We start from the raw sequence: 23,983 nt of genomic DNA, 5'->3' as shown, positions 1-23,983 counted from the left end.
CGCGGCGCCCGGACGCTAGGCCGTGGCGCTGAATCGCGACGACAAGTCGCCGCTTTTCGCACCAGGCGTAGCGGGAACGCTACGCCTGATCGTGTATCTGGCCCTCGCCTGTGTCCTGATGGTCCTCGACCACCGGGGCGGCTGGCTGGCCAACGTGCGCTACGGCCTGTCGATCGTCATTGAACCCGTATACCGGATCGCCGGCCTGCCATCGCAGGGTTTCCAGGCGGCCACGGTGGCGTTCGCCGATCGCCAGCGCCTGACCGAGCAGAACCAGCGCCTGCGGGAAGATCTGCTGCTGGCCAACGCCAAGCTCAACCGCATGGCCTCGGTCGCCGAGCAGAACCAGCGCCTGAAGGAACTCCTCGATACCCAGCACAGCCTCTCGCTCAACGTGCAGCTCGCGCGTCTGGTCGGCGTGGACCTCGGTCCGTTCCGGCACCGGATCGTGCTCAACCTCGGCGCCCGCGACAAGGTGCAGCAGGGGCAGGTGGTGATCGACGCGCGTGGCGTCATGGGCCAGATCGTCGACGTGATGCCGACTACCTCGGTGGCCATGCTGATTACCGATCCCAACCACGCCATTCCGGTGACCATCGAGCGCACCGGCCTGCGCACCGTCGCCTATGGCTCACGTGCGGGCGACATGCTGACCCTGCCGACCATTCCGGTTTCGGCTGACGTGCAGGCGGGCGACAAGCTGGTCACGTCGGGCCTCGGCGGCCGCTTCCCGCCGGGCTTCCCGGTGGGGGAGATCCGTGACGTCGCACAGACCGCATCGGGAACCTTTCTCTCCGCGCAGGCCAAACCGGCCGCCGATCTCGACCGCAGTGAAGACGTGCTGCTCCTGCACGACCTGGCCGAGCCGGCGGGTCCGCCGTCGCTCGCGCCGGAAGCGGGTCCGCCGGCCAGCATGGCACCCGATCCGAACGCACCGCCCGCGGTTCCGACGCCTGCGCCGACGCTGCCTTCGGTGACCTCGCCGACCACGAGTCGCGTCGCGCCCGCGCGCGCATCCACGGCCGGGAGCACGCCATGAACCGTATCCGCGTCCGGCAGCTCTGGTTCGCGGCGACGCTCCTGCTGTCGCTGTTCCTCATGCTGATTCCGTTGCCGGGTCCGCTGACGCCGTTCAAGCCGTACTGGCCCGCGCTGATCCTGCTTTACTGGTGCCTGCAGTCGGGCGACCGGGTCACGCTTGGCATGGCGTTCTGTCTGGGCGTGGGCGCGGATCTGTTCGACGGTGTGTTGCTGGGCGAGCAGGCACTGCGACTTACCGCCATGGTCTTCATCGCGCTGCGCTTCCGCTCGCGGCTGCGTTTCTTCCCGATGTGGCAGCAGGCGCTGGCCGTGCTGGCCCTGTTGCTCAACGACCGCGTGCTGCTCCTTCTGATCCGCGTGCTCGGCGGCGATCCCGTGCCGCCGGCGGAATACTGGATCTCGCCCTTCGTCGGCGCGGCCCTGTGGCCGTTCGTGTTCCTGATCCTGGACGACCTCCGCGCACGGCTGCGCATCCACGAAACATGAGCACCCGGCGCGCCTCGATCAAGGAGGTCCGCGGCGAGGTGGCGCTGTTCCGCCGCCGCGCGCTCGCCGGTTTTGCACTGATTCTGGCGGGTCTGATCGCCGTGTGCTGCCAGTACGTCAACCTGCAGGTCAATCACCACGACGAGTTCGCCACGCGTTCGGAACAGAACCGCGTGAAACCGCGTGCGATTCCGCCCGCGCGTGGCCTGATCTTCGATCGCAACGGCGTGCTGCTGGCCGATAACGTACCTGCGTTCCGGCTCGAGGTGACGCCCGAGCAGGTCGGCAACATGGACGCCATGCTCGCCAGGCTCGGCGCCATCGTGCCACTCAGCGATGACGATATCGCCACGTTCAAGAAGCAGGTGAAGGGCAGTCGTCGCTTCGAAGGCGTGCCGCTGAAGCTCAAGCTGACCGAGGACGAGATCGGCCGCTTCGACGTCAATCGCTGGCGGTTTCCCGGCGTGGATGTCGTGCCTTACCTGACCCGTCGCTACCCGCTGGGTCCGGCGCTGGCCCACGTCATCGGGTACGTCAGCCGGATCGACGTGGACGACCTCAATCGCATGGACGACGAGGAAGAGGCGACCTACAAGGGCACCACGCACATCGGTCGCATCGGCATCGAGCGCTCGTACGAGAAGCTGCTGCACGGCGCGCCGGGCTACGAGCTGGTCGAAGTGAATGCGGACGGCCGCACGCAGGCCGTGCTCGACACCACGCCGCCCACGCCGGGCAAGAACATCTACCTGAGCATCGACGTGCGCCTGCAGAAGGCGGCCGAGGATGGACTCAACGGCCGCGCGGGCGCGGCGATCGCGATCGATCCGCGCAATGGGCAGGTGCTGGCCTTCGCCAGCGAGCCCAGCTTCGATCCCAACCTGTTCGTCAACGGCATCAGCTCGGCGGACTACAAGGCGCTGACCACCTCGCCCGACAAGCCGCTGTACAACCGTGCGCTTCGCGGCGTGTATCCGCCGGGTTCCACCGTGAAGCCCTTTCTCGCGCTCGGTGGCCTCACGATGGGGATTCGCCGGCCGTCTGACACCGTGCTGTCGACGGGTGAGTTCTGCATCCCCGGCCAGTCGCGCTGCTATCGCGACGACGTGCGCGGCGGTAACGGTACGGTCAACATGGTCCGCGCCATCGAACTGTCGACCAACACCTATTTCTACCGTCTCGCGCTCGACATGGGCATCGACCGCCTCTCCCAGTGGATGGGGAGTCTCGGCTTCGGCAAGAAGACGGGCATCGATCTGGTCGGCGAAGTCGAGGGCATCCTGCCGTCGCGTGAGTGGAAGGCGTCGCGCAGTAAGGCCGGCTGGTTCCCGGGCGAAACGATCATCGCAGGCATCGGTCAGGGTTACTGGGCCGTGACGCCGCTGCAGCTGGCGCACGCGGTCGCGACGTTCGCCGGGCGCGGCGTTCCCTACACGCCGCACTTCCTCCTCGATACGCAGGACGGTGTGGACAGTCCGCGCGTGGCTCAGTCATTCCCGCCTTCCGGTCCCTCCGTGATCCGCAAGGAGGCCGACTGGGAAACGGTCAATGACGGGATGAAAGCGGTGATCACCGGCGGTACGGGCAAGAAGCTCGGCATTGGCTTTCCGTACGTCATCGCAGGCAAGAGCGGCACGGCCGAGCGCTTCTCGCGCACCACCAACGCCTACGACCAGAACAAGAATTCGGCCTATCTGGCGTCGCGCCACCGCGCGCTGTTCATCGCCTACACGCCGGCGGACGACCCCAAAATCTCGGTGGCCGTGGTGCTGGAGGCCGGCGCGTGGGGCGCGCAGGATTCCGGCCCGATCGCGCGCAAGGTGCTCGATCAGTGGGTGGTCGACGAGGGTGGTCCGCGTCCGTCCGAAGCGCCGCCCGGCCCCGTCGTGACCGCCGATGCGCCGCCCGAGGCGGCGCCCCCGGAAGACGCGCCCGCCCAGGGCGTGCAGCCCGCCGGTGCCGCCAGCAGTGCGGAGCCGCCCGACGACAATGGTGAGGACCAGTGACCGTGATCGCCAACCTCACCATGCGGATGAAGCGTTTCGGCCTGCGTCTTCTGAGCCGTCCGCGCCTCGACATTCCGCTGCTGCTGGCGCTGTTCATCCTGGCCTGCGTCGGCCTGACCACGCTCTACAGCGCAGGCAATGCCGATGCCAGTCTGGTGACGGGGCAGGCCATGCGCTTCGGTCTCGGTGCCGTGCTGCTGGTCGTCATCTCGCGGATTCCGCCGCCGGTGCTGCGCTCGTGGACGCCCTGGCTGTACATGGGCAGCACCGCCTTGCTGGTCGTCGTCGCGATCCTGGGCGAAGGCCGCGGTGCCTATCGCTGGCTGGATCTGGGTGTCATGCGTTTCCAGCCGTCCGAACTGCTCAAGCTGACCATGCCGATGATGGTCGCCTGGTACCTGCATCCCCGGCAGCTGCCGCCGAGCTGGAAGGACATCGCGGTGGTCGGTCTGCTGATCGCGGTGCCGGCCGGTCTGATCGCGAAACAGCCCGACCTGGGCACGGCGCTGCTGGTGGCGGGAGCGGGTGCGTTCGCGCTGTTTCTTTCCGGCATGGCCTGGTGGCGCATCGGCCTGATCGTCGGCGCCGTGGGCGGCGCCATTCCCGTCGCCTGGCAGTTCCTGCACGAGTACCAGCGCAATCGCGTGCGCACCCTGCTGGATCCGGAATCCGACCCGCTGGGCAACGGCTGGCACATCATCCAGTCGAAGATCGCTGTCGGCTCCGGCGGCGTGTTCGGCAAGGGCTGGCAGCACAGTACGCAGTCGCGTCTGGAGTTCCTGCCCGAGCACACCACCGACTTCATCTTCGCGGTCTTCTCCGAGGAATTCGGCCTGATCGGCGTTATCGGCATCATGCTGCTGTACGCGTTCATCATCGGCCGCTGCCTGTGGATCGCGATGAACGCGCGCGACACGTATTCACGCCTGCTGGCCGGCGCCATCGGCATGAGTTTCTTCGTCTATGTGGCGGTCAACGGCGGCATGGTCGCGGGCATTCTGCCGGTGGTCGGCGTGCCGATGCCGCTGGTCAGTTACGGCGGTACGTCGGCCGTCTCGCTGCTGACGGGCTTCGGTGTGCTGATGTCGATTCACGCCAATCGCAAGCTGCACGATTGATGGCTGAACAGCGGCCGAAACGCGCCCCGGATGCGCCACAGCTGCGTGTTACCCTTCGGTGCATGGATGAAGTTCTGACTGCGCGCCGCGCCCGACCCGCACGCCACCTCCCGCGCCTCGCCGGCGCGTTGATCGGTATCCCCCTGCTTTTCGCGGCGTCCGCGCATGCTGAGACGCATCCTGGCCAGGATGCACTCGTGCGCGAGGTGGCGAAGGACACCGGCAAGAGCAAGGCCTCGCTGAACGCGTTGCTCGACAACGCGAAGAAGCAGCAGGCGATCCTCGACGCGATCAGCCGACCCGCCGAGGGCAAACCCTGGCGCGATTACCGTCCGATTTTTCTCACCGAGCAGCGGATCGCCGCCGGTGCCGCGTTTTACGAGGAACACCGCGCGCTGCTCGACGGCATCGGCCGCAAGTACGGCGTGCCGCCGGAATACATCGTCGCCATCGTCGGTGTCGAAACCTTCTACGGCAAGAACACCGGCAAGTGGAAGGTGATCGATGCGCTCACCACGCTCGCGTTCTACTACCCCAAGCGTGCGCCGTTCTTCCGCGAGCAGCTGAAAACGCTGCTCGAACTGCCGTCGAACCACCTGGGTGGGCCCGTCGACACGCTGACCGGCTCCTATGCCGGCGCGCAGGGGTGGGGGCAGTTCATGCCTTCGTCCATCCGCGACTGGGGCGTGGATTACGACCACGACGGCCGTATCGACATGAAGGGCTCGATGGGCGACATTTTCGCCAGCATCGCCAACTACTTCGTCGAGCATGGCTGGGAGCGTGGGGGTCCCGTGGCGGCGCGTGCGCAGCCCGATACGCGCGTGCGCGCGCCCGACGTCCCGAAGGACTGGCGCCCCGTGGCGCCGGTGGAATCGTTCGTCGCCGACGGCTTCGCGCCCGTGCAGCATCTCAACCCGGGTCGCGACGCACAGCTGGTGCGTCTCGACGGGCCGTCGGGTGACGAGTACTGGTTCACCTTCCAGAATTTCTACGTGATCACCACCTACAACCGCAGCCCGATGTACGCCATGGCCGTGAACCAGCTGGCGCAGGCCATCCGCGAGCGCGCCGGCGGACCCGCCCCGCGATGAGGCATCGCGCCGGTACGGCGGCGATGCAGGGTAGGAGCGCGCCCTGCGCGCTCCTGCGTGTTGCCGCTGTCCTGCTGGTCGCGTTGTTGCTCAGCGCCTGCGGCGGGTCGAAAAACACCCGCCCGGCCTCGCGTGGCGGTAGCAATGGCGGCTCCTCATCTTCATCGCGCGGCGGCTACGACGACATCCGCAAGTCGCAGGGCTCGCGCTACCGGTCCAGTTCCGACAGCGTGCCGACCGAGATTCCGGATGTCAGCAAGCTCCCGGAGCCGGTGCCGAAGGTCGAGCCACGCTCGCTCTACGGCAACAAGAGCCCGTATTCCGTGCTCGGCCAGACCTACAACGTGCTGCCCTCGCCACGCGGTTACGTCGAGCGCGGCATCGCCTCGTTCTACGGCAACAAGTTCCACGGCTACAAGACCTCGAGCCTCGAGGAATACGACATGTATCAGTTCTCCGGCGCGCACAAGACGTTGCCGCTGCCGAGCTACGCACGTGTCACCAACCTCGAGAACGGCAAGACGGTCATCGTCCGCATCAACGATCGCGGTCCGTTCCACGAGAACCGGATCATCGATCTGTCCTTCGCCGCGGCCGTGAAGATCGGTGTCTGGCCGAAGGGCACGGGTCTGGTCGAAGTGCGCGCGATCGATCCGACGGAAGCCAACAGCGATCGCGGCGCGCCGTACGTCAACACGGCGCCGAAACCCGCGCCGATCACCGCGCCACCGCCGCCGCCGCGGGTGGTCGCCAGCGCGGCCGCGTCCGCGCCGGTCGGCGCGCGTCCCGCGTCCACGCCCGAGCGCGCGCTGGCGCCGCGCGCACCGTCGCAGGATATCGATGCCCCGGTCGGTGGCGCGGCGGTGGCTGGCGTCAGCCTCGCCGAGGGGCATGTGCCCGGCATGACCGGGGTGTCGCCGACCGAAGCGCTGCCGCCCCTCGCGGGCGCGGGCACCGGGACAGGCGCCAAGGCCCCGGTTTCCAGCCCCTCCCGTGGCCCGGTCGCCGCCCCCGTGGTCGGCAAACCCACCATCTACCTTCAGGTCGGCGCCTTCTCGGATGCCGCCAATGCCAACCGCGTCGCCGATCAGCTGAACAAAGCTGGCCTTGGCCCTGTCAGTGTGATCGAGACCGCCGTCGGCGGCCGCAGCGTGCGCCGGGTCCGGGTCGGGCCCATGGCTGACGTCGATACGGCCGATCGCGTGACCGACCAGATCGCTGGCATGGGTCTGCCCCGCCCCTCGGTCGCGGTAGACTGACCTTCTTTTTTTGTTGCATTTGACTGGACCGTTGAAACGATGAAGCTTCTGCCTCGCTCCCTGTTCGCTTTTGCCGCCGCCGCGCTCGTCGCGGGTGTCGCGGCGCAGCAGCCCCCCCGTCCGCCCGTCGTGCCGCGCCCGGTGGTGCCCGAGGCGCCGGTGCCGCCGCCGCCGGACGTCGAGGGCAAGAGCTGGGTGCTGATGGACTACAACACCGGGCAGATCATCGCGTCGAAGGACATGGACGTGCAGCTCGAGCCGGCCTCGATCACCAAGATCATGACCGACTACGTCGTCTCGGCCGAGCTGGGCAACGGCAAGATCCACAACGAAGATCCGGTCACCATCAGCGAGAACGCCTGGCGCGGCGGCGGCGCCAGCACCGACGGCTCCACCAGCTTCCTCAAGCTCAACAGCCAGGTGAAGCTGAAAGACCTGCTCTACGGCATGATCATCCAGTCCGGTAACGACGCCGCCATCGCGCTGGCCGAACACACCGCGGGCTCGGAGCCGGCCTTTGCCAATCTGATGAACGCGTACGCCAAGCAGCTGGGCATGACGCATTCGCAGTTCCAGAACGCCTCCGGTTATCCGGTCGCCAACCACTACACCACCGCGCACGACATCGCGATCCTGTCCCGCGCGCTCATCCACGACTTCCCCGAGGACTACGCGATCTCGGCGGTCAAGGAGTTCGAGTGGAACGGCATCAAGCAGCACAACCGCAACCTGCTGCTGTGGCGCGATAACACCGTCGACGGTATCAAGACCGGTCACACCGCGGCGGCCGGCTACTGCCTGGCGGCGTCGGCCAAGCAGGGCGACGCCCGCATGATCGCCATCATCATGGGCGCCAACAGCGAGAAGGGCCGTGCGGATGCCGCGCTGGCGCTGCTCAATTACGGTTTCCGCTTCTTCGAGAGCCATAAGCTCTACGAAGCCAACAAGCCGCTGGCCACGCCCAAGCTGTGGAAGGGCGCCGAGAACACCATCCCTCTCGGTGTTGCCGAGGACGCGATGGTGTCGGTCAAGCGCGGCGACTACGACAAGCTCAAGGCCAACCTCGACATCCCCTCGACCCTGATCGCCCCGTTCAAGAAGGGCCAGCAGGTCGGCACGCTGCGCGTGACGCTCGACGGCCAGCCGGTGCTCACCGCGCCGCTCGTGGCCCTGAACGACGCGCCCGAAGGCGGCTTCTTCTCGCGCCTGTGGGACACGATCATGCTGTGGTTCCACAGCGACGGCGACAAGAAGTAAGAGGGCTCGGGCGATGAAGGAAATCGACTTCACTGACGCGCAGAAAGACGGCAAGGGCTTCCAGTTCCCGGGCGAGTTCGAGATCACCGCGATCGGCAACGCCAACGCGGGTCTGGACAAGCACGTGCCGGCCTTGCTCCACGGTGTCGGCCTCGAAGTACTGCACGAGACACTGTCGACCAAGCTGACCCCGGCCGGCAATTACCAGTCGGTGACGGTGAGCTTCGTCGCGCCGACGCGCGAGAAGTACCTCGAGGCGCATAGCACCTTGCGTGCGGACGAGAATATTCGCTTCACGATGTGATCCGGGCATGCCCCTGCAGGAGCGCGCGGGGCGCGCTCCTGCAGGGGGCTATCCTTGTTTAGCGCGGGCATCGCCCACAATTCCTCGGCATCCCCTCCGACCCCATCCTCATGACCCACCCCCTCAACGTCCGCCGGCTGGGGCGCGTCCCCTACGAATCCACCTGGAAGGCCATGAGCGCCTTCACCGACAACCGCACCGAGGACACGGTCGACGAGCTGTGGCTGCTGGAGCACGACCCTGTCTTTACGCTGGGACAGGCCGGCAAGGAGGAGCACGTGCTGGCGGCGGGTGATATCCCGGTGGTCCGCGTGGATCGCGGCGGTCAGGTGACCTATCACGGGCCCGGCCAGATCGTGGCCTACCCGATGATCGACCTGCGCCGTGTCGGGGTGGGCGTGCGTGAGCTGGTCTGCCGCATCGAGCAGGCCATCATCGATACCCTGGGCGAATGGAACATCGGCGCCGAACGTCAGGAAGGCGCGCCCGGCGTTTACGTGGCTGGCGCCAAAGTGGCCGCCCTCGGCCTGCGCATCCGCCGCGGCTGCAGCTTCCACGGGCTGGCCTTCAACGTGGACATGGATCTCGAGCCCTACCACCGCATCAATCCCTGCGGGTACAAGGGTTTGGAAGTCACCCAGGTGCTAGACTTGGGTGGTCCGTCGCGGTTGGTGGACGTGGAAGACGTCCTGGTACAGGAATTCTGTAAGCAGTTCGGCTTCCATGCCGTCGCCGCCGACTCCACTCTCCCCGAACTCCCCGCCCGCGTCGCGGTCTGAGGACGTAGCCGTTATGAGCCAAACCTCCGCCACTCCCTCCCGCAGCATCCCCATCGCCGTCGTCGACAAGCCGGGCGAGAAGATGCTGGGCAACGACAAGATCGCGCTCAACCGTGCGGGCTTCGATACGAACGTGCCGGTTCTGCGCAAGCCCGGCTGGATCCGCGTCCGTCTGCCGCAGGGCAACGCCGTGCAGCAGCTGAAGGCGCGCCTGCGCGAAAACTCGCTGGTCACGGTCTGTGAGGAAGCCTCCTGCCCGAACATCCACGAGTGCTTCTCCAAGGGCACCGCCACGTTCATGATTCTCGGTGAGGTCTGCACCCGCCGCTGCTCGTTCTGCGATGTGGCCCATGGCCGCCCGCAGCCGCCGGACCCGCTGGAACCGGCGCGCCTGGCCGAGACCATTCGCGACATGCGCCTGAAGTACGTGGTGATCACCTCGGTGGACCGCGACGACCTGCGCGACGGCGGCGCCGAGCATTTCGCCTCGTGCATCCGTGCCGTGCGCCACGCCAGCCCCAACATCCGCATCGAGATCCTGACCCCGGATTTCCGCGGCAAGGGCCGGATGGAGCGCGCGCTCGAGGTCATGAAGGACTTCCCGCCGGACGTCTTCAACCACAACCTCGAAACCGTCCCGCACCTCTACCGCGAAGTGCGCCCGGGCGCGGATTACCAGTGGTCGCTGGACCTGCTCAAGCGCTTCAAGGCGCAGCATCCCGACGTTCCGACCAAGTCCGGCATCATGCTGGGCCTGGGCGAAACGATGGAGCAGGTACTCGAGACCATGCGCGATCTACGTAACCATGACGTGGACATGATCACCATCGGCCAGTACCTGCAGCCGACCGCGCATCACCATCCGGTGGTCCGTTACTGGACGCCGGACGAGTTCGAGGCGCTGCGCGTCGCGGGCGAAGAGATGGGCTTCGGCCATGTCGCTTCCGGCCCGTTAGTGCGATCCTCCTACCATGCCGACCTGATGGCTCACGCCGCCGGTGTCGTCGAATAAACGATTTGAAGCACTCCGAGGCTGCGACTACATGACCCTTCGTCCCGCGTTCGCTCTCCTGCTTGCCCTCTCGGCAGCAGGCGTCCAGGCCCAGACCGCCAAGCCGCAGCCGGACACAGCGCCCGCGACCAAGCCGGCCGCACCGCAGCCGAAGGACGCGTCGGAAGCTGCGACCTCGCCCGAGCCGCAGCGTAAGGAATCCACCCTGCCGCTGAAGGCCACGCCGGCCGAAGCGCAGGCCTCGCAGCTGTCAGCGCGCTTCCTCACGCGTTTCCACTATCAGGCCCAGCCGCTTGACGACGCCATGTCGGCCAAGATCTATAAGGCCTACATCGAGTCGCTCGACAGCGAAAAAGTCTTCTTCACGCAGGAAGATCTGGCCAAGTTCGAGCCGATGAAGACCCAGCTCGACGACGCCATCTGGAACCAGGACCTGACCGCGCCGTTCTCGGTGTTCAACCTGTACATCACGCGCGCGGTCGACCGCATGAACTACGCGCGCAGCCTGCTGGCCAAGGGCTTCGACTTCAGCGGCAACGAAAGCTTCAACTTCGACCGCAAGAAGGCCGCCGCCCCGAAGAACCAGGCCGAGCTCGACGACGTGTGGCGCAAGCGCACCATGAACGACTGGCTGCGCCTGAAGCTCGCCGGCAAGACCGACGACGAGATCCGCAAGACGCTCGACAAGCGCTACGCCACGTACATCTCGCGCGTGCGCCAGCTGGATAACGAGGACGCGACGCAGGCCTTCATGACCGCGTACGCCAACTCGACCGACCCGCACACCGATTACCTCGGCCCCCGCGCCGCGGACCAGTTCGACATCGCCATGCGTCTGTCGCTGGAAGGCATCGGTGCGGTGCTGCAGGCACGCGACGACTACACCACCATCCGCGAGCTCGTGCCCGGCGGCCCGGCGATCAAGTCCGGCAAGATGAAGGCGGGCGACCGCATCGTCGCCATCGGTCAGGGCGAAACCGGTCCCATGGTCGACGTGGTCGGCTGGCGCCAGGACGACGTGGTCAAGCTGATCCGCGGCAAGAAGGACACCACCGTCCGTATCGAGATTCTTCCCGCCGATGCGGGCGTCGACGGCAAGCACAACGTCGTGACGCTCGTCCGCAAGAAGGTCACGATGGAAGAGCAGGCCGCCAAGTCCAAGGTCATCGACGTGAAGGACGGCGATGTCACGCGCAAGATCGGCGTGATCGACCTGCCCACGTTCTATCAGGACTTCGGCGCCCGCCGTAACGGCGACGCCAACTTCAAGAGCGCCACGCGCGACGTGTCCAAGCTGCTCACCGAGCTGAAGGCGCAGAAGGTGGACGGCATCATCATGGACCTGCGCAATAACGGCGGCGGTTCGCTGTCGGAAGCCACCGAGCTCACCGGTCTGTTCATCGACACCGGCCCGGTCGTGCAGGTGCGTGACGCGCGCGGCCAGATCGACGCGCAGGGCGACGACGTCCCGGGCATGTCGTGGGACGGCCCGATGGCGGTCATGGTCAACCGCGGTTCGGCGTCGGCCTCGGAAATTTTCGCGGCGGCCATCCAGGACTACGGCCGCGGCATCATCATCGGTGAGCCGACCTTCGGTAAGGGCACCGTGCAGAACCTGGTCGACCTCGACCGTTTCGGCAAGGCGCAGACCGGTGAAGACGCCAAGTACGGCGAGCTGAAGATGACGATCGCGGAATTCATCCGCATCAACGGCGACAGCACGCAGCTGCATGGCGTGACGCCGGACGTCCAGTTCCCGCAGAACGGCGATGCGAAGGAATTTGGCGAGTCGACCTATGACAACGCGCTGCCGTGGCGTCATATCGACCCGGCTGACTACAAGCCGGTCGCCGACCTCAAGCCGATCATCGGTCCGCTCAACCAGAGGCACGACGCACGCGTCGCCACCTCGCCCGCGTGGAAGCTGATGCTGGACGAACTCGCCCAGTACAAGAAGCTGCGTGACAAGACCGACATCTCGCTCAACTTCGCCGCCCGTCAGGCCGAGCGTAAGCAGTACGACGCGCTGCAGACCGACTTCCGCAATCGTCGCAAGGCGATCTTCGGTGGCGATGGCAGCGCGGCGGATCCGAACGACGACGACACCACCGGTGACGATGGCCTCAACGCCAACGAGCGCAGCCTGAAGTCGGAGATCAAGCAGGAAGCCGACGCGAAGAAGGCCAAGGACACGCCGCTGGACGAAGCCGCGCACATCGTCAGCGACGAAGTGGCGCTGATCAAGGCGGACCCGAAGGTCGCCGCCGAGGTGCTTCCGTACGGCGGCAGGAAGATCGACACCCCGCAGACGGCGCAGGTGCCGACCAAGCCGGCGGCTACCAGCACGCCGTAACGAAGAAGGCGCCGAAAGGCGCCTTTTTTGTGCCTGGAAACCACCTTTTCACTTCGTCGCTGCTAGCCTCGTCGCGCACTTTTCCACCGTCCAAAGGCAGCACCATGAACGACTTCCTCGACCGTATCGGCGTCGATGCCGCCATGCGCACGCTCATCCTCTCGTACTCCGTACGCATCGGCCTTGCGCTCCTGCTGCTGGTCATCGGCTTCTGGCTCGCGGCACGCCTCGCCAACATCGGCCGTCGTGCACTCGAGCGCGCGCATGTCGATGTCACGCTGGCGCTGTTCCTGCGCAACGTCGTCTACGGCGTCCTGCTGGCACTGCTGTTCATCCAGGTGCTCGGCACGGTCGGTATTCCGACCGCTTCCTTTATCGCGGCCATCGGCGCCGCCGGACTCGCCGTCGGCCTCGCGCTCACCAGTTCGCTGTCCAATCTCGCCTGGGGCGTGCTGCTGATTCTGTTCCGGCCGTTCCGCGTGGGTGATTACGTCACCGTCGGCGGCATCGATGGCACGGTGCAGAGCGTCAACCTGATGCACACCTATCTGATCACGCCGGACAATCGCGAAGCCGTGGTGCCGAACGCGAAGGTCGGCGGCGACGCGATCATCAACTACAACGTGCGTGGCACGCGTCGCTTCGAGTTCAAGGTCGGCATCGGCTACAGCGACGACATCGGTAAGGCGATGAAGGTGATCACCGATCTGTTCGATGCGGACCCGCGCATCCTCAAGGACCCGGCGCCGGGCGTCTGGACCGATGCGCTCGGCGACTCCAGCGTCAACCTCGTAATCCGCGCCTGGACGGCGGTGGCCGACATGCAGGGGGCGCAGACGAATCTGCTGCGTCGGATCAAGGAGCGCTTCGACGAGGAGGGGATCACCATTCCTTACCCGCAGAGCGAGATTCGGGTGATCGGCAATCCGGCGCCGGCGGCGGAAGGGCAGGGCAAGGTCGACGGCCCGGCTGCGAATCCGCTCAATCCGTCGTGACTCTCAGTAAAAGCAGAAATTCACCCCAACGACCGTTTGAATCGTGGGAAAAGCTGCTTGAGGGATTACAATCGACCGGTTGCGCCGCAGCATAGGCGCCTGTCTTCCCCCGCCGGTGGGTTTGCCGCCCTCCGACGCCTGTTTTCTAGGAGGTTCCATGGCCGACGTCAAAGAAGCCCGCGTCCCCGATATTGGTGGTAGCGCGGTCCCCGTCATCGAAATCATGGTCAAGGTCGGCGATCGCGTCGAAAAGGACCAGAGCCTCGTGACGCTCGAATCCGACAAGGCCACGATGGAAGTGCCGGCGCCGTTCGCTGGCGTCATCAAGGAACTGAAGGTCAAGGTCGGCGACGAAGTCGACGAAGGCCACGTGATCGCCCTGGTCGAAGCCGAGGGTGATGCCCCGGCCGAAGCGCCGAAGGCTGACGCTCCCAAGGCCGATGCACCGAAGGCCGCCGCCCCGAAGGCCGACGAGGCCAAGGCCGCCGCGCCGGCTCCGGCTCCGGCTCCGGCCGCCGCCAAGGCACCGTCCGCCTCGAAGTCGTCGGGCCCGGTCAACGTCACCGTCCCCGACATCGGCGGCAAGCCGGTGCCGATCATCGAGCTCATGGTCAAGGTCGGCGATACCGTCGAGAAAGATCAGAGCCTGATGACGCTCGAGTCCGACAAGGCCACGATGGACATCCCGGCCCCGGCCGCGGGCGTCATCAGGGAACTGAAGGTCAAGGTCGGCGACGAAGTGAACGACGGCGACCTGATCGCCGTGCTCGAAGGCGCCGGCGGCGAGTCCGCTGAAGCCGCCTCGGCCGACGCACAGCCCGCCGCTTCGACCGACAAGCCCGGTATCTCGGAAGCCCCGGCCGAAGCACCGAAGCGTGCCGCCGCCTCCGACGCCTCGACCTCGGAAGCCTCGAAGTCCGAACCCGCCGGTGGCACGCCGCGTACGCCGCCGGTGTCGTTCGACGCCAGCGTGATCATGCCGGGCAATGCCCCCTACGCCAGCCCCGCCGTGCGCGCGTTCGCACGCGAGCTCGGTGTCGACGTCGCCCAGGTCAAGGGCAGCGGTCGCGGTGGCCGCATCCAGCGCGAAGACATCTCCGGCTACGTGAAGCAGGTGATGGCCTCGGGTGCGTCGCCGTCGAAGGGCGGTGCCGTCGCCGGTGGCAATGGCCTCAGCCTGCTGCCGTGGCCGAAGGTCGACTTCTCGAAGTTCGGCGACATCGAAGAAAAGCCGCTCGGCCGCATTCCGAAGATCTCCGCTGCGAACCTCGCCCGCAACTGGGCGATGATTCCGCACGTCACGCAGTTCGAAGACGCGGACATCACCGAGCTCGAAGCCTTCCGCAAGAAGCTCGGCGAGGAGAACAAGGATCTCAAGGTCACCCCGCTGGTCTTCCAGATCAAGGCGGTGGTCGCGGCGCTGAAGAAATTCCCCACGTTCAACGCGTCGCTCGATGCGGCCGGTGAAGTGCTGACGCTCAAGAAGTACTACAACGTCGGTATCGCCGTGGATACGCCGGACGGCCTCGTCGTCCCGGTCATCCGCGACGCCGACAAGAAGGGTCTGCTCGAGCTCGCCGCGGAACTGGGTGAGATCTCGAAGAAAGCACGCGACAAGAAGCTTACCGCCGCCGACATGTCGGGCGGCTGCTTCTCGATTTCCTCGCTCGGCGGCATCGGCGGTACGGCGTTCACGCCGATCGTCAATGCGCCGGAAGTGGCAATTCTGGGCGTTTCCAAGGCGGCGATGAAGCCGGTGTGGAACGGCAAGGAATTCGCGCCGCGCCTGATCCTGCCGCTGTCGCTGTCGTACGATCACCGCGTCATCGACGGCGCCCTGGCCGCACGCTTCGCCGTGTATCTCGCCCAGCAGCTCGGCGACATCCGTCGCCTGTTGCTCTGACCGGAGACGACACGCATGGCTAACACGATCGAACTGAAAGTCCCCGATCTCGGCGGCTCGCACGATGTGCCGGTGATCGAGATCCTGGTGAAGGTCGGCGACACCGTCGCCAAGGACCAGAGCCTGGTCACGCTCGAATCCGACAAGGCCACGATGGACGTGCCCGCCTCGCAGGCTGGCAAGATCGTCGAGATCAAGGTCAAGATCGGTGACGAACTCAACGACGGCAGCGTGATCGCCCTCATCGAAGCGGAAGGCGCCGATGCGCCTGTCGCGGACAAGGCCGTCGGCCAGTCGACAGTGAAGGACGCGCCCGCCGCTCCCACCCCGTCGCCCGCGCCGTCACCGCCGAAGCCAGCGACACCGGTCGCCGCGCCCACCGCCGCGTCGTCGTCCGCTTCGTCCGTCAAGGCTGCGGCCGATTCCGGTCGCAAGGCCGACATCGAATGCCAGCTGGTCGTCCTTGGCTCCGGTCCAGGCGGCTATACGGCCGCGTTCCGCGGTGCCGACGTCGGCCTCGACGTGGTGCTGGTCGAGCGTTACGAGTCGCTCGGTGGCGTCTGCCTCAACGTCGGCTGCATCCCGTCGAAGGCGCTGCTGCACGCGGCCGCCGTCATCGACGAAGCCGCCGCCATCGAAGCGCACGGTATCGCCTTCGGCAAGCCGACCATCGACCTGGACAAGCTGCGCTCGTTCAAGGAGAAGGTCGTCGGCAAGCTCACCGGCGGCCTGGCCCAGATGGCCAAGGCGCGCAAGGTGCGTACCGTCACCGGTGTCGGCACGTTCATCTCGCCCAACGAGATGGAAGTCGTCACGGCGGAAGGCACCAAGCTGATCCGCTTCGAGAACGCCATCATCGCTGCGGGCTCGCAGTCGGTGAAGCTGCCTTCGTTCCCGTGGGACGACGAGCGCGTCATCGACTCGACCGGTGCGCTCGAACTGCGCGACGTGCCGAAGAAGATGCTGGTCGTCGGCGGTGGCATCATCGGTCTGGAAATGGCCACGGTGTACGCGGGTCTCGGCTCGGAAGTCACCGTCGTCGAGCTCGCCGACCAGCTGATGCCGGGCGCCGATCTCGACCTGGTCAAGCCGCTGCAAGGCCGTATCGCCAAGCGTTACAAGGGCATCCATCTCAAGACCAAGGTCGTCGCGGCCAAGGCTACGAAGCAGGGTATCGAGATCACCTTCGAGGGTGACAGCATCCCCGAGACCACCGTGTACGACCGCGTGCTCGTCTCGGTGGGCCGCTCGCCCAATGGCAACAAGATCGGCGCGGACAAGGCCGGTGTGGAAGTCAGCGATCGCGGCTTCATCCCCGTCGACCGCCAGATGCGCACCAACGTGAAGCACATCTTCGCCATCGGCGACCTCGTCGGCCAGCCTATGCTGGCGCACAAGGCCACGCACGAAGCCAAGGTCGCGGCGGAAGCGGCCGCCGGTCAGAAGAGCTTCTTCGACGCTCGCGTGATCCCGTCGGTGGCCTACACCGATCCGGAAATCGCCTGGGTCGGCGTGACCGAGCGCGAAGCGAAGGAAAAGGGCCTCAAGGTCGGCGTGGGCAAGTTCCCGTGGGCGGCTTCGGGCCGTGCCATCGGTATCGACCGCACCGAGGGTTTCACCAAGCTGATCTTCGACGAAGAGACGCATCGCATCGTCGGTGCCGGCATCGTCGGCCCGCACGCGGGCGACCTCATCTCCGAACTCGCCCTGGCGATCGAGATGGGTGCCGAAGCCGGTGACATCGGCCGCACCGTTCACCCGCACCCCACGCTCGGCGAGTCCGTCGGCATGGCGGCCGAGGTGTACGAGGGCACGATCACCGACCTGTATATCCCGAAGAAGAAATAAGCCCCGCAAAAGGCGCGCTCCTCATGTAGGAGCGCGCCTCAATTCCCCACCCAGATCGCATCCCAGTACGGATAGTCCCCAACGCGCCGCACCAGCCCCGCGCGAATCGGATTGGCCACGACATACCGCGCCATGGCTTTCAGATCGTCTTCCTTGCGAAGCGCACGATCATGAAAGGCCCGCTGCCAGACGGGCGACTCCCGGCCTGTCTTTCGAAGCGCTCTGGTGACCCGCGACTTCATCTTCCCTATCGTTTTCGACAGATCGGCGTCCTCCCCGAGCTGGATGATTCCGTGCCAGTGGTCCGGCATCAGCACCCATGCGAGGCATTCCGCATTTAGCCAGGTCTTCGGGGAATGTATGGCGCGGGCTGCCATACGAGCCGTAACGTGATCGCGGAACAGCGGTGCGCGATTCCACACCACCGTTGTAACCAGATAGATCCGGCCGGCTTCTGAAAAACGACCGATGCGAAGAGCGGAGTGTCCGGAAGAAATCGTCATCCGCTAATCCTGGTTCACCGCGCGGCGACTCCGGTATCCACCCGACCCTCGTCACCTTGTAGGAGCGCGCCCCGCGCGCGACACCCGTTCGCCGTCCCGCCATGACATCCGCCGAACCCAGGTCGCGCGCAGGGCGCGCTCCTACAGTGGTCTCGGTGTGCCGGTTATGGCATCGTCACCCGATGCCAGCACCTCAGCCAGCTCACTATCTCCGCCGTCTCGGTATCTGGGATGCCGCGATGATCGTCATCGGCGGTGTCATCGGGGCGGGTATCTTCCGCACGCCGGCCACCGTCGCGCAGCTGACCAGTTCGGGCACGGAGGTGATTCTCCTCTGGACGCTGGGCGGCCTGCTGACCCTTGCAGGTGTCCTCTGTTACGCCGAGCTCGGCGCGCGTCGTCCGCAAGCGGGCGGTACCTACGTCTATCTGCGCGAAGCCTTCGGCCAGCTGCCAGCCTTCCTGTTCGGCTGGACGATGGCGCTGATCAATTACCCGGGCAGCGTGGCCGCCGTGGCGACGACGTTCGCCGACTACGCGTGCCGCGCCACCGGTCTGCCGCACGAGTGGGTCAAGCCGCTCGCCGTCGGCGCCATCAGCTTCATCGTCGCGGTGAATCTGTTCGGTATCCGCGCCGGCGCATGGGTGCAGAACATCTTCACCGTGCTGAAGCTCGGCGCGGTGTCGTTGCTGATCGTCGTCGGTATCTTCCTCGCGCAGGGCCATCTCGGCGCGGCGTTCGCTACCGATCCGACACACGACGTGCCGGCAAGCACGGTGATCGGCGCGATTCTTCCGGCGCTGTTCGCGTACGGCGGCTTCCATTACCTGAACGACCTCGCCGGTGAAGTACGCGAACCGCAGCGCACGCTTCCACGCGCGCTGGGTCTCGGCATGCTCGCCGTCGTCGTCTGCTACGTGCTGGTCAACATCGCCTACATGGCGGGCCTTGGTCACGCCGGCCTCGCCGCAAGCACGGCGCCGGCGGCGGATCTCATGCGTCGCGTGTTCGGCGAATCCGGCGCGACGATCATCGCCGTCGGTATCGCCTGCTCGACGTTCGGTTATTGCAGCATCGCGATCGCCGGTGGTGCGCGCGTGCTGCAGGTGATGAGCGCCGACGGCATGTTCTTCAAGCCGATCGCGCGTATCGACGCGAAGACCGGCGCGCCGCAGTTCGCGCTCGTGGCACTGGGTGGCTGGGCGATCGTGCTGATTCTCTCGGGCAGCTTCAAGGCACTGCTGAACTACACGACCGTGGGCGAATGGTTGTCGCATGCGTTCGGTATCGCGACCATCTTCTGGTATCGCAAGAAGCTGCGCGACGAGCCATCGCCGTACCTGGTGCCGGGGTATCCGGTATTGCCGCTGGTGTTCACCGTCACGGTGCTGTGCGTGATTGCCGCGACGGCGATCACCGAGCCGGGCGATGCGGGCATGAGTCTGGTGATCATTGCGATCGGCGTGCCGGTTTACTATCTGTGGCGGAAGCGGCTGGGCAAGGTGGGGTGAGTCCCCGTTCATGCCCGGCGTGGCAGATTCCGGGCATGCGTACTTACCTTTCCCTCGCACTGCTATCCCTCAGCGTCTCCGCCCACGCGGCGACCGTCGATCTCGTCCATCCGGCCGACGCCGCGCGCGTCACGACGCGTGACGCCACGCTCGACCCCACCGTACGCAAGGCCGCCGACGGCGGTGAACTCGTCGCGGTCACCTTCAAACCCTCCGCGTCGCCGTCGCTGATCCTCGCGCCGAAGCAGGGCACCTGGGGCTGGCAGCCGGATGGCACGATGCGCCTGCGTGTGCAGAACGGCATGCCCTGGCCGGTGACGTTGATCGTCGATGTGGCTTCCGGCGACAAGCACCTGAAGACGGTGGTCGGCGTCCCTCCCGGCCCGCCGCAGACGCTGTCGGTGTCGCTGAAGGCGACCTCCCCGCGAGCGTTCGGGATGCAGGTCGGGCCACCGATGCCGTTTGATGACGGTAAGGAGAAGCGTCTCGTCGCGACGGCGGTGGATGGCGCCGTCGATGCGAACGCGGTGACGTCGGTGACGTTGTCGATGCCGCAGCCGGGCGCGGCGCAGACCGTGTTGTTCGGAAAGCTGGATACCGTAGCGGGCGAGGGCGATCTGCGTGCGGCGTATACCGGGGTGGTGGATCGGTATGGGCAGTACACGCGGGGGACGTGGCCGGAGAAGATCGATAGCGACGAGGGCCTGAAGAACGCCGCCAATCGTCGACAGAGCTGGCTCCCGCCGGTGGCGGCAGGTGGCAAGGCTGCGGTAACCGGCCTGGACCAGTTCGGTGGGCGGACGGATCTGCCGGCGTTACAGGCGACCGGGTTCTTTCATGCGCAGAAGCAGGGCGAGCGCTGGTGGCTGGTGACGCCGGAAGGGCATGCATTTTTCTCGCTGGGCGTGAACGCGGTGAATCTCACCGATGCGCGTACCTATGTGCAGGGACGCGAGTTCATGTTTGCTGACACGTCCGGGGCGAGCGGCAGGTTCGGAGGCGTATCGGACAGTCGCAGCGATCAGGGCTCGCAGCGCGACAACGGCATGAATCACGGGCGCTGGTGGGACATCTATTTGCAGAACGTGTCACGGACGCTCGGTAACGATTTCGCGGCGGCGTGGCGCAAGCGCAGCGTCGACCGGCTGAAGAGCTGGCGCTTCAACACGCTGGGCAACTGGAGCGATCCGGCGTTCGCCCGCGATCACCGTATCGCCTACACCGTGCCGGTGATCATCAAGGGCGACTTCAACACGGTGAGCACCGGTTACGACTACTGGGGTCGCATGCCCGATCCGTTCGATCCGCGCTTTGCCGCGGCGGCAACGACGGCGGTCGCCAATGCGAGCAAGGGTGTCAAAGACGACCCGTGGTTGCTTGGCTACTTCGCGGATAACGAACTCGCCTGGGCGGGGCAGGGGCCGCAGGGTCGCTGGGCGCTTGCCGTGGGCTCGCTCGTGCAGGGGCCGGAAAGCCCGGCCAAACAGGCATTTCTCGCGTACCTGAAAAAGACGCACGGCGATGCGGCGACGTTCGCGAAAGCCTGGGGCGTGGATGTGCATTCGTGGGACCAGGTCGCGGCCAGGGGCTTCAAGGCACCGGATCCCAGCGAAGCGCATCCTGCGGTCGCCGCCGATTACATCGCTTTCCTGAAGCTGTATGCCGACCAGTACTTCCGCACGGTGGCGCAGACGTTGAAGAAAGCCGATCCGCATCACCTTTTCCTCGGCGGACGTCTGGCCGTCCGGACGCCTGAGACCGAGCAGGCCAGTGCGGCCTATGCGGACGTCACCAGCATCAATACGTACACCGACGTGCCCGAGCACGGCTTCGACGTCGCCGCCTTCCGCAAGATGGACAAGCCGGTGATGATCACGGAGTTCCACTTCGGATCGGCCGACCGGGGGCCGTTCGGGAACGGAGTCGCCGCCGTCGGCAGCGAGGAGGAGCGCGGCAAGGCTTACGCGCGTTTCGTCGACGCGGCGGTCGCGTCAGGCGTCGTGGTCGGCACCCACTGGTTCCAGTACGTCGACCAGCCCGTGACCGGTCGTATTCTCGATGGCGAAAACTCGCATATCGGGCTGGTCGGCATCACCGACATCCCGTTCGACGGCTTCACGCATGCCGTCACCGTCGCCAATGCGCGCGCAGGCGGTGGATCAGGCGGCGTGCGCTAGGGGTGGGCCGCGGCGCGACCCGCGGGTCACGTCGCGGCCGAGGGCGAACGCGATCGGCTCGGCGATACCGACCAGCGTGCTCAGTGCGACGTTCTGGTTGACCGCGTAACTCATGGAAAACGCGATGCTGAAATGCGTCGCTGCATATTTGATGGTGCGGGCCATGGCCACGTCCTCAATAGGAATGAATCTCATTATGGGGATCGCGGAACACAAGTCCAAGTGATCGTTAAGATGATTCCAATAGGTTGTCCCTATCGATGAATCGCCATCGCCAAGACGATCGTCACCACCATCAGGATCGCGACCGTCATGCAGGCGCTGGTCGGTTTGACCCGTCGGGCATCGACCCGGGGCACCAGCCGCCAGATGAGAAACGCGCCCAGCAGCATGTCCAGCACCAGCCAGCCGCGAACCCAGGCCAGTTCCAGCAGCGAGGCATCGATCGGCTGCCCGTGCCGGGTGACCAGCAGCACCGTGCCGCCCAGGCCAAGCGCCACCAGGAGCCAGATCAGCATGGCCAGGTAGGTGCGGTTGAACACCACGGGGGTGCGCTCCAGCCAGCGCAGGACGGACCAGCCGATCACGGCGGGGACCACCGCGCCCACGCTGGCATACAACACCAGCCAGATGGCCGCGGAAAGCAGGGTCAGGATCGTCTGGGTCACCGGACAGCCCGCATCAGTAGGGAGCGCCGAAGCGACCGAGCGCCTTGCTCATCAGCCACGCCGGGCCGATCAGCAGGTACTGCAGGTCGGTAAGGAAGGAGGGACGTCGCCCTTCGATCCGGTGCCCGATGAACTGGCCGATCCAGGCAACGACAAAGACGGTGATGGCCGACCAGAGCAGGCCGCTCGTGCCGATGTTCCGGTAGAGCGAGTCGGTGACCAGGGCGAGGATGATGAAAGCACCCGCCATGGCGATGCCGATCTTTCGCGAGAGGCGATAGAAGTAGAAGCAGAAGGCCAGGAACATCGCCAGCACCGCCCAGAGGCCCGGGCGACCGAGCCACCCGGGGACGGGAATGAGCCAGAACAGCGCGACCACCGTCCAGGTGATCGCCGGCACGCAGATCCAGTGGATCAGCTGGTTGGTCTCGTTCTGGTGGTCCCGGCTGTAGTTGCCGAACCAGGTGGCTGCATCGCGCATGAGTGGGCCTGTGAAGCGTTAAGCGTCAAGCGCGAGAGTTGACCGTTGCGCAACGCGCGTCAATCGTGCGTTGCGGCAAGAGTGATCGTGCGTTGCGGCGAGAGCGGTCGTGCGTTGCGGCGAGAGTGATCGCCGGCGGGGCCGGCTCCTACACGTCTGCTGTGGCCTGGAAGCCCCCCCCAGACCTGCCGTGCCCTGAAAGACACCGCGGACATGTAGGAGCCAGCCTTGCTGGCGACCCCCACCCGCCTCAGTCCAACCGAATCCCAGCCAGCTTATCCAGCGCCTCGGCATATTTCGACGCCGTCCGCTCGATCACGTCGGCGGGCACCTTGGGCGCCGGCGGCGACTTGTTCCAGCCCAGCTCTTCCAGATAATCGCGGACGAACTGCTTGTCGTAGCTCGGCGGGCTGATGCCGACCTGATACTCGTCAGCCGGCCAGAAACGGGAGGAGTCCGGGGTCAGCATCTCGTCCATCACGTGCAGCACGCCGTGCTCGTCCGTGCCGAACTCCAGTTTAGTGTCGGCGATGATCACGCCACGCTCGGCGGCATAGGCCGCGGCGAAGGTATAGATCTCCAGGGTGGCCTTGCGTACGGCGTTGGCCAGCTCCTCGCCGATCGCGTCGACGACCACGTCGAAGCTGACGTTCTCGTCGTGATCGCCTACCGCCGCCTTGGTCGACGGGGTGAAGATCGGCTCGGGCAGCTTCTGCGCCTGCTCGAGGCCTTCCGGCAGCCTGATCCCGCAAATGTCGCCGGTCTGCTGATACGACTTCCAGCCGGAGCCGATGATGTAACCACGGGCGATGGCCTCGACCGGCACCGGCTTCAGCCGCTTGGTGATCACCGCGCGTTTCGCATAGAGCGCGGGATCCACGCCGGCCGGCAGCACCGAGGCCACGTCCTCACCGGTGAGGTGGTTCGGCATGAGATGTTTCGTCTTCTCGAACCAGAAGTTGGAGATCTGGGTCAGCATTTCGCCCTTGCCCGGAATCGGATCGGGGAGCACCACGTCGAAGGCCGACAGCCGATCGGTCGCCACCATCAGCAGGCGGTTGCCGGGCAGGGCGTAGACGTCACGCACCTTGCCGCGATGGATGAGCTCCAGGCCCGGCAGGTCGGATTGCGAGAGGGTGGTCGGCACGGGGTGACTCCGATGAGGGGCGGTTCGAAGTCGGCCATTGT

The 23,983-nt window shown here is 66.1% G+C and carries 21 protein-coding genes; 16 read left to right on the top strand and 5 right to left on the bottom strand.

All coding sequences use genetic code 11. The annotated features are described in order from the left end of the window. The first annotated feature begins 22 nt into the window (after positions 1 to 22). The 14 genes from mreC (at position 23) to lpdA (ending at position 17,455) form a co-directional block, all read left to right on the top strand. Positions 23 to 1,039, top strand: a complete 1,017-nt coding sequence (gene mreC, locus BLT40_RS15020) for a rod shape-determining protein MreC (protein WP_036116142.1) — start codon at positions 23 to 25, stop codon at positions 1,037 to 1,039. Then, on the top strand, positions 1,036 to 1,527 hold the full coding sequence (gene mreD, locus BLT40_RS15015) for a rod shape-determining protein MreD (RefSeq protein WP_036116140.1): 492 nt from the start codon (positions 1,036 to 1,038) through the stop codon (positions 1,525 to 1,527). Before mreC ends, mreD begins: the two co-directional genes overlap by 4 nt. Beyond that, complete coding sequence (gene mrdA / locus BLT40_RS15010) at positions 1,524 to 3,533, top strand: penicillin-binding protein 2 (protein WP_079521830.1); 2,010 nt, start codon at positions 1,524 to 1,526, stop codon at positions 3,531 to 3,533. Before mreD ends, mrdA begins: the two co-directional genes overlap by 4 nt. A 20-nt stretch (positions 3,534 to 3,553) precedes the next feature. Then, positions 3,554 to 4,651: a rod shape-determining protein RodA gene (gene rodA, locus BLT40_RS15005; RefSeq protein ID WP_090354594.1), complete on the top strand. Its 1,098-nt coding sequence runs from the start codon at positions 3,554 to 3,556 to the stop codon at positions 4,649 to 4,651. A 62-nt stretch (positions 4,652 to 4,713) separates the two neighbouring features. Then, positions 4,714 to 5,745 carry a lytic murein transglycosylase B gene (mltB, locus tag BLT40_RS15000; RefSeq protein ID WP_090354542.1) on the top strand — a complete coding sequence of 344 codons (1,032 nt, stop codon included), beginning with the start codon at positions 4,714 to 4,716 and terminating at the stop codon, positions 5,743 to 5,745. After that, positions 5,742 to 7,004 carry a septal ring lytic transglycosylase RlpA family protein gene (locus tag BLT40_RS14995; RefSeq protein ID WP_343123898.1) on the top strand — a complete coding sequence of 421 codons (1,263 nt, stop codon included), beginning with the start codon at positions 5,742 to 5,744 and terminating at the stop codon, positions 7,002 to 7,004. The genes mltB and BLT40_RS14995 overlap by 4 nt, the downstream gene beginning before the upstream one ends. Positions 7,005 to 7,043: 39 nt before the next feature. Next, positions 7,044 to 8,261 carry a D-alanyl-D-alanine carboxypeptidase family protein gene (locus BLT40_RS14990; protein WP_036116136.1) on the top strand — a complete coding sequence of 406 codons (1,218 nt, stop codon included), beginning with the start codon at positions 7,044 to 7,046 and terminating at the stop codon, positions 8,259 to 8,261. Between the two features lie 13 nt (positions 8,262 to 8,274). After that, positions 8,275 to 8,565 carry a DUF493 family protein gene (locus tag BLT40_RS14985; protein WP_036116134.1) on the top strand — a complete coding sequence of 97 codons (291 nt, stop codon included), beginning with the start codon at positions 8,275 to 8,277 and terminating at the stop codon, positions 8,563 to 8,565. A gap of 110 nt (positions 8,566 to 8,675) precedes the next feature. Further along, positions 8,676 to 9,344 carry a lipoyl(octanoyl) transferase LipB gene (gene lipB / locus BLT40_RS14980; protein ID WP_090354537.1) on the top strand — a complete coding sequence of 223 codons (669 nt, stop codon included), beginning with the start codon at positions 8,676 to 8,678 and terminating at the stop codon, positions 9,342 to 9,344. 13 nt (positions 9,345 to 9,357) lie between these two features. After that, positions 9,358 to 10,356 carry a lipoyl synthase gene (lipA, locus tag BLT40_RS14975; protein ID WP_090354535.1) on the top strand — a complete coding sequence of 333 codons (999 nt, stop codon included), beginning with the start codon at positions 9,358 to 9,360 and terminating at the stop codon, positions 10,354 to 10,356. 31 nt (positions 10,357 to 10,387) lie between these two features. Further along, complete coding sequence (locus BLT40_RS14970; RefSeq protein ID WP_090354532.1) at positions 10,388 to 12,709, top strand: carboxy terminal-processing peptidase; 2,322 nt, start codon at positions 10,388 to 10,390, stop codon at positions 12,707 to 12,709. Between the two features lie 104 nt (positions 12,710 to 12,813). Continuing rightward, positions 12,814 to 13,704, top strand: coding sequence for a mechanosensitive ion channel family protein (locus BLT40_RS14965; protein WP_051944018.1), 891 nt, complete (start codon positions 12,814 to 12,816; stop codon positions 13,702 to 13,704). Positions 13,705 to 13,861: 157 nt separating this feature from the next. Beyond that, positions 13,862 to 15,607 (top strand): dihydrolipoyllysine-residue acetyltransferase, encoded by a 1,746-nt coding sequence (aceF, locus tag BLT40_RS14960; protein ID WP_090354529.1) that lies wholly within the window; start codon positions 13,862 to 13,864, stop codon positions 15,605 to 15,607. A 15-nt stretch (positions 15,608 to 15,622) separates the two neighbouring features. Further along, a complete protein-coding gene (gene lpdA / locus BLT40_RS14955) occupies positions 15,623 to 17,455 on the top strand; it encodes a dihydrolipoyl dehydrogenase (RefSeq protein ID WP_090354526.1) in 1,833 nt (610 codons plus the stop codon). 38 nt (positions 17,456 to 17,493) lie between these two features. On the opposite strand, the gene BLT40_RS14950 is transcribed toward lpdA, so the two are convergent. Continuing rightward, positions 17,494 to 17,958 carry an REP-associated tyrosine transposase gene (locus BLT40_RS14950; RefSeq protein WP_090354523.1) on the bottom strand — a complete coding sequence of 155 codons (465 nt, stop codon included), beginning with the start codon at positions 17,956 to 17,958 and terminating at the stop codon, positions 17,494 to 17,496. 182 nt (positions 17,959 to 18,140) lie between these two features. On the opposite strand from BLT40_RS14950, the gene BLT40_RS14945 reads away from it, so the two are divergent. Both BLT40_RS14945 and BLT40_RS14940 read left to right on the top strand, forming a co-directional pair. After that, positions 18,141 to 19,469 carry an APC family permease gene (locus BLT40_RS14945; protein WP_036116120.1) on the top strand — a complete coding sequence of 443 codons (1,329 nt, stop codon included), beginning with the start codon at positions 18,141 to 18,143 and terminating at the stop codon, positions 19,467 to 19,469. 35 nt (positions 19,470 to 19,504) lie between these two features. Then, entirely contained in the window at positions 19,505 to 21,646 is a 2,142-nt protein-coding gene (locus tag BLT40_RS14940; RefSeq protein ID WP_090354519.1) for a beta-agarase, read from the top strand. Here the strand turns inward: BLT40_RS14940 and BLT40_RS14935 are convergent. The 4 genes from BLT40_RS14935 to BLT40_RS14920 form a co-directional block, all read right to left on the bottom strand. Beyond that, positions 21,629 to 21,811, bottom strand: coding sequence for a DUF2061 domain-containing protein (locus BLT40_RS14935; protein ID WP_036116119.1), 183 nt, complete (start codon positions 21,809 to 21,811; stop codon positions 21,629 to 21,631). The two genes, BLT40_RS14940 and BLT40_RS14935, sit on opposite strands and share 18 nt — an antisense overlap. 89 nt (positions 21,812 to 21,900) lie before the next feature. Continuing rightward, positions 21,901 to 22,314, bottom strand: coding sequence for a hypothetical protein (locus BLT40_RS14930; protein ID WP_090354516.1), 414 nt, complete (start codon positions 22,312 to 22,314; stop codon positions 21,901 to 21,903). Positions 22,315 to 22,327: 13 nt separating this feature from the next. Then, positions 22,328 to 22,795, bottom strand: a complete 468-nt coding sequence (locus BLT40_RS14925; RefSeq protein ID WP_090354513.1) for an Mpo1 family 2-hydroxy fatty acid dioxygenase — start codon at positions 22,793 to 22,795, stop codon at positions 22,328 to 22,330. Positions 22,796 to 23,045: 250 nt separating this feature from the next. Next, positions 23,046 to 23,942, bottom strand: coding sequence for a phosphoribosylaminoimidazolesuccinocarboxamide synthase (locus BLT40_RS14920; protein ID WP_090354511.1), 897 nt, complete (start codon positions 23,940 to 23,942; stop codon positions 23,046 to 23,048). Positions 23,943 to 23,983: the final 41 nt, after the last annotated feature.

Origin of the sequence: Dyella sp. 333MFSha, assembly GCF_900102405.1 — a bacterium.
Taxonomy (GTDB): domain Bacteria; phylum Pseudomonadota; class Gammaproteobacteria; order Xanthomonadales; family Rhodanobacteraceae; genus Luteibacter; species Luteibacter mycovicinus.
Note: the sequence above shows the minus strand (reverse complement) of the source record. Positions and strands in the feature narration are given on the sequence as shown.

What these genes read in the sequence shown, in the direction of transcription:
- lpdA (WP_090354526.1), top strand. Translation starts at nt 15,623, where the DNA reads ATGGCTAACACGATCGAACTGAAAGTCCCCGATCTCGGCGGCTCGCAC.
- BLT40_RS14985 (WP_036116134.1), top strand. Translation starts at nt 8,275, where the DNA reads ATGAAGGAAATCGACTTCACTGACGCGCAGAAAGACGGCAAGGGCTTC.
- BLT40_RS14950 (WP_090354523.1), bottom strand. Translation starts at nt 17,958, where the DNA reads ATGACGATTTCTTCCGGACACTCCGCTCTTCGCATCGGTCGTTTTTCA.
- BLT40_RS14990 (WP_036116136.1), top strand. Translation starts at nt 7,044, where the DNA reads ATGAAGCTTCTGCCTCGCTCCCTGTTCGCTTTTGCCGCCGCCGCGCTC.
- mltB (WP_090354542.1), top strand. Translation starts at nt 4,714, where the DNA reads ATGGATGAAGTTCTGACTGCGCGCCGCGCCCGACCCGCACGCCACCTC.
- BLT40_RS14940 (WP_090354519.1), top strand. Translation starts at nt 19,505, where the DNA reads ATGCGTACTTACCTTTCCCTCGCACTGCTATCCCTCAGCGTCTCCGCC.
- lipB (WP_090354537.1), top strand. Translation starts at nt 8,676, where the DNA reads ATGACCCACCCCCTCAACGTCCGCCGGCTGGGGCGCGTCCCCTACGAA.
- aceF (WP_090354529.1), top strand. Translation starts at nt 13,862, where the DNA reads ATGGCCGACGTCAAAGAAGCCCGCGTCCCCGATATTGGTGGTAGCGCG.
- rodA (WP_090354594.1), top strand. Translation starts at nt 3,554, where the DNA reads ATGCGGATGAAGCGTTTCGGCCTGCGTCTTCTGAGCCGTCCGCGCCTC.
- BLT40_RS14925 (WP_090354513.1), bottom strand. Translation starts at nt 22,795, where the DNA reads ATGCGCGATGCAGCCACCTGGTTCGGCAACTACAGCCGGGACCACCAG.
- BLT40_RS14970 (WP_090354532.1), top strand. Translation starts at nt 10,388, where the DNA reads ATGACCCTTCGTCCCGCGTTCGCTCTCCTGCTTGCCCTCTCGGCAGCA.
- mrdA (WP_079521830.1), top strand. Translation starts at nt 1,524, where the DNA reads ATGAGCACCCGGCGCGCCTCGATCAAGGAGGTCCGCGGCGAGGTGGCG.
- lipA (WP_090354535.1), top strand. Translation starts at nt 9,358, where the DNA reads ATGAGCCAAACCTCCGCCACTCCCTCCCGCAGCATCCCCATCGCCGTC.
- BLT40_RS14935 (WP_036116119.1), bottom strand. Translation starts at nt 21,811, where the DNA reads ATGGCCCGCACCATCAAATATGCAGCGACGCATTTCAGCATCGCGTTT.
- mreD (WP_036116140.1), top strand. Translation starts at nt 1,036, where the DNA reads ATGAACCGTATCCGCGTCCGGCAGCTCTGGTTCGCGGCGACGCTCCTG.
- BLT40_RS14965 (WP_051944018.1), top strand. Translation starts at nt 12,814, where the DNA reads ATGAACGACTTCCTCGACCGTATCGGCGTCGATGCCGCCATGCGCACG.
- BLT40_RS14995 (WP_343123898.1), top strand. Translation starts at nt 5,742, where the DNA reads ATGAGGCATCGCGCCGGTACGGCGGCGATGCAGGGTAGGAGCGCGCCC.
- BLT40_RS14945 (WP_036116120.1), top strand. Translation starts at nt 18,141, where the DNA reads ATGCCAGCACCTCAGCCAGCTCACTATCTCCGCCGTCTCGGTATCTGG.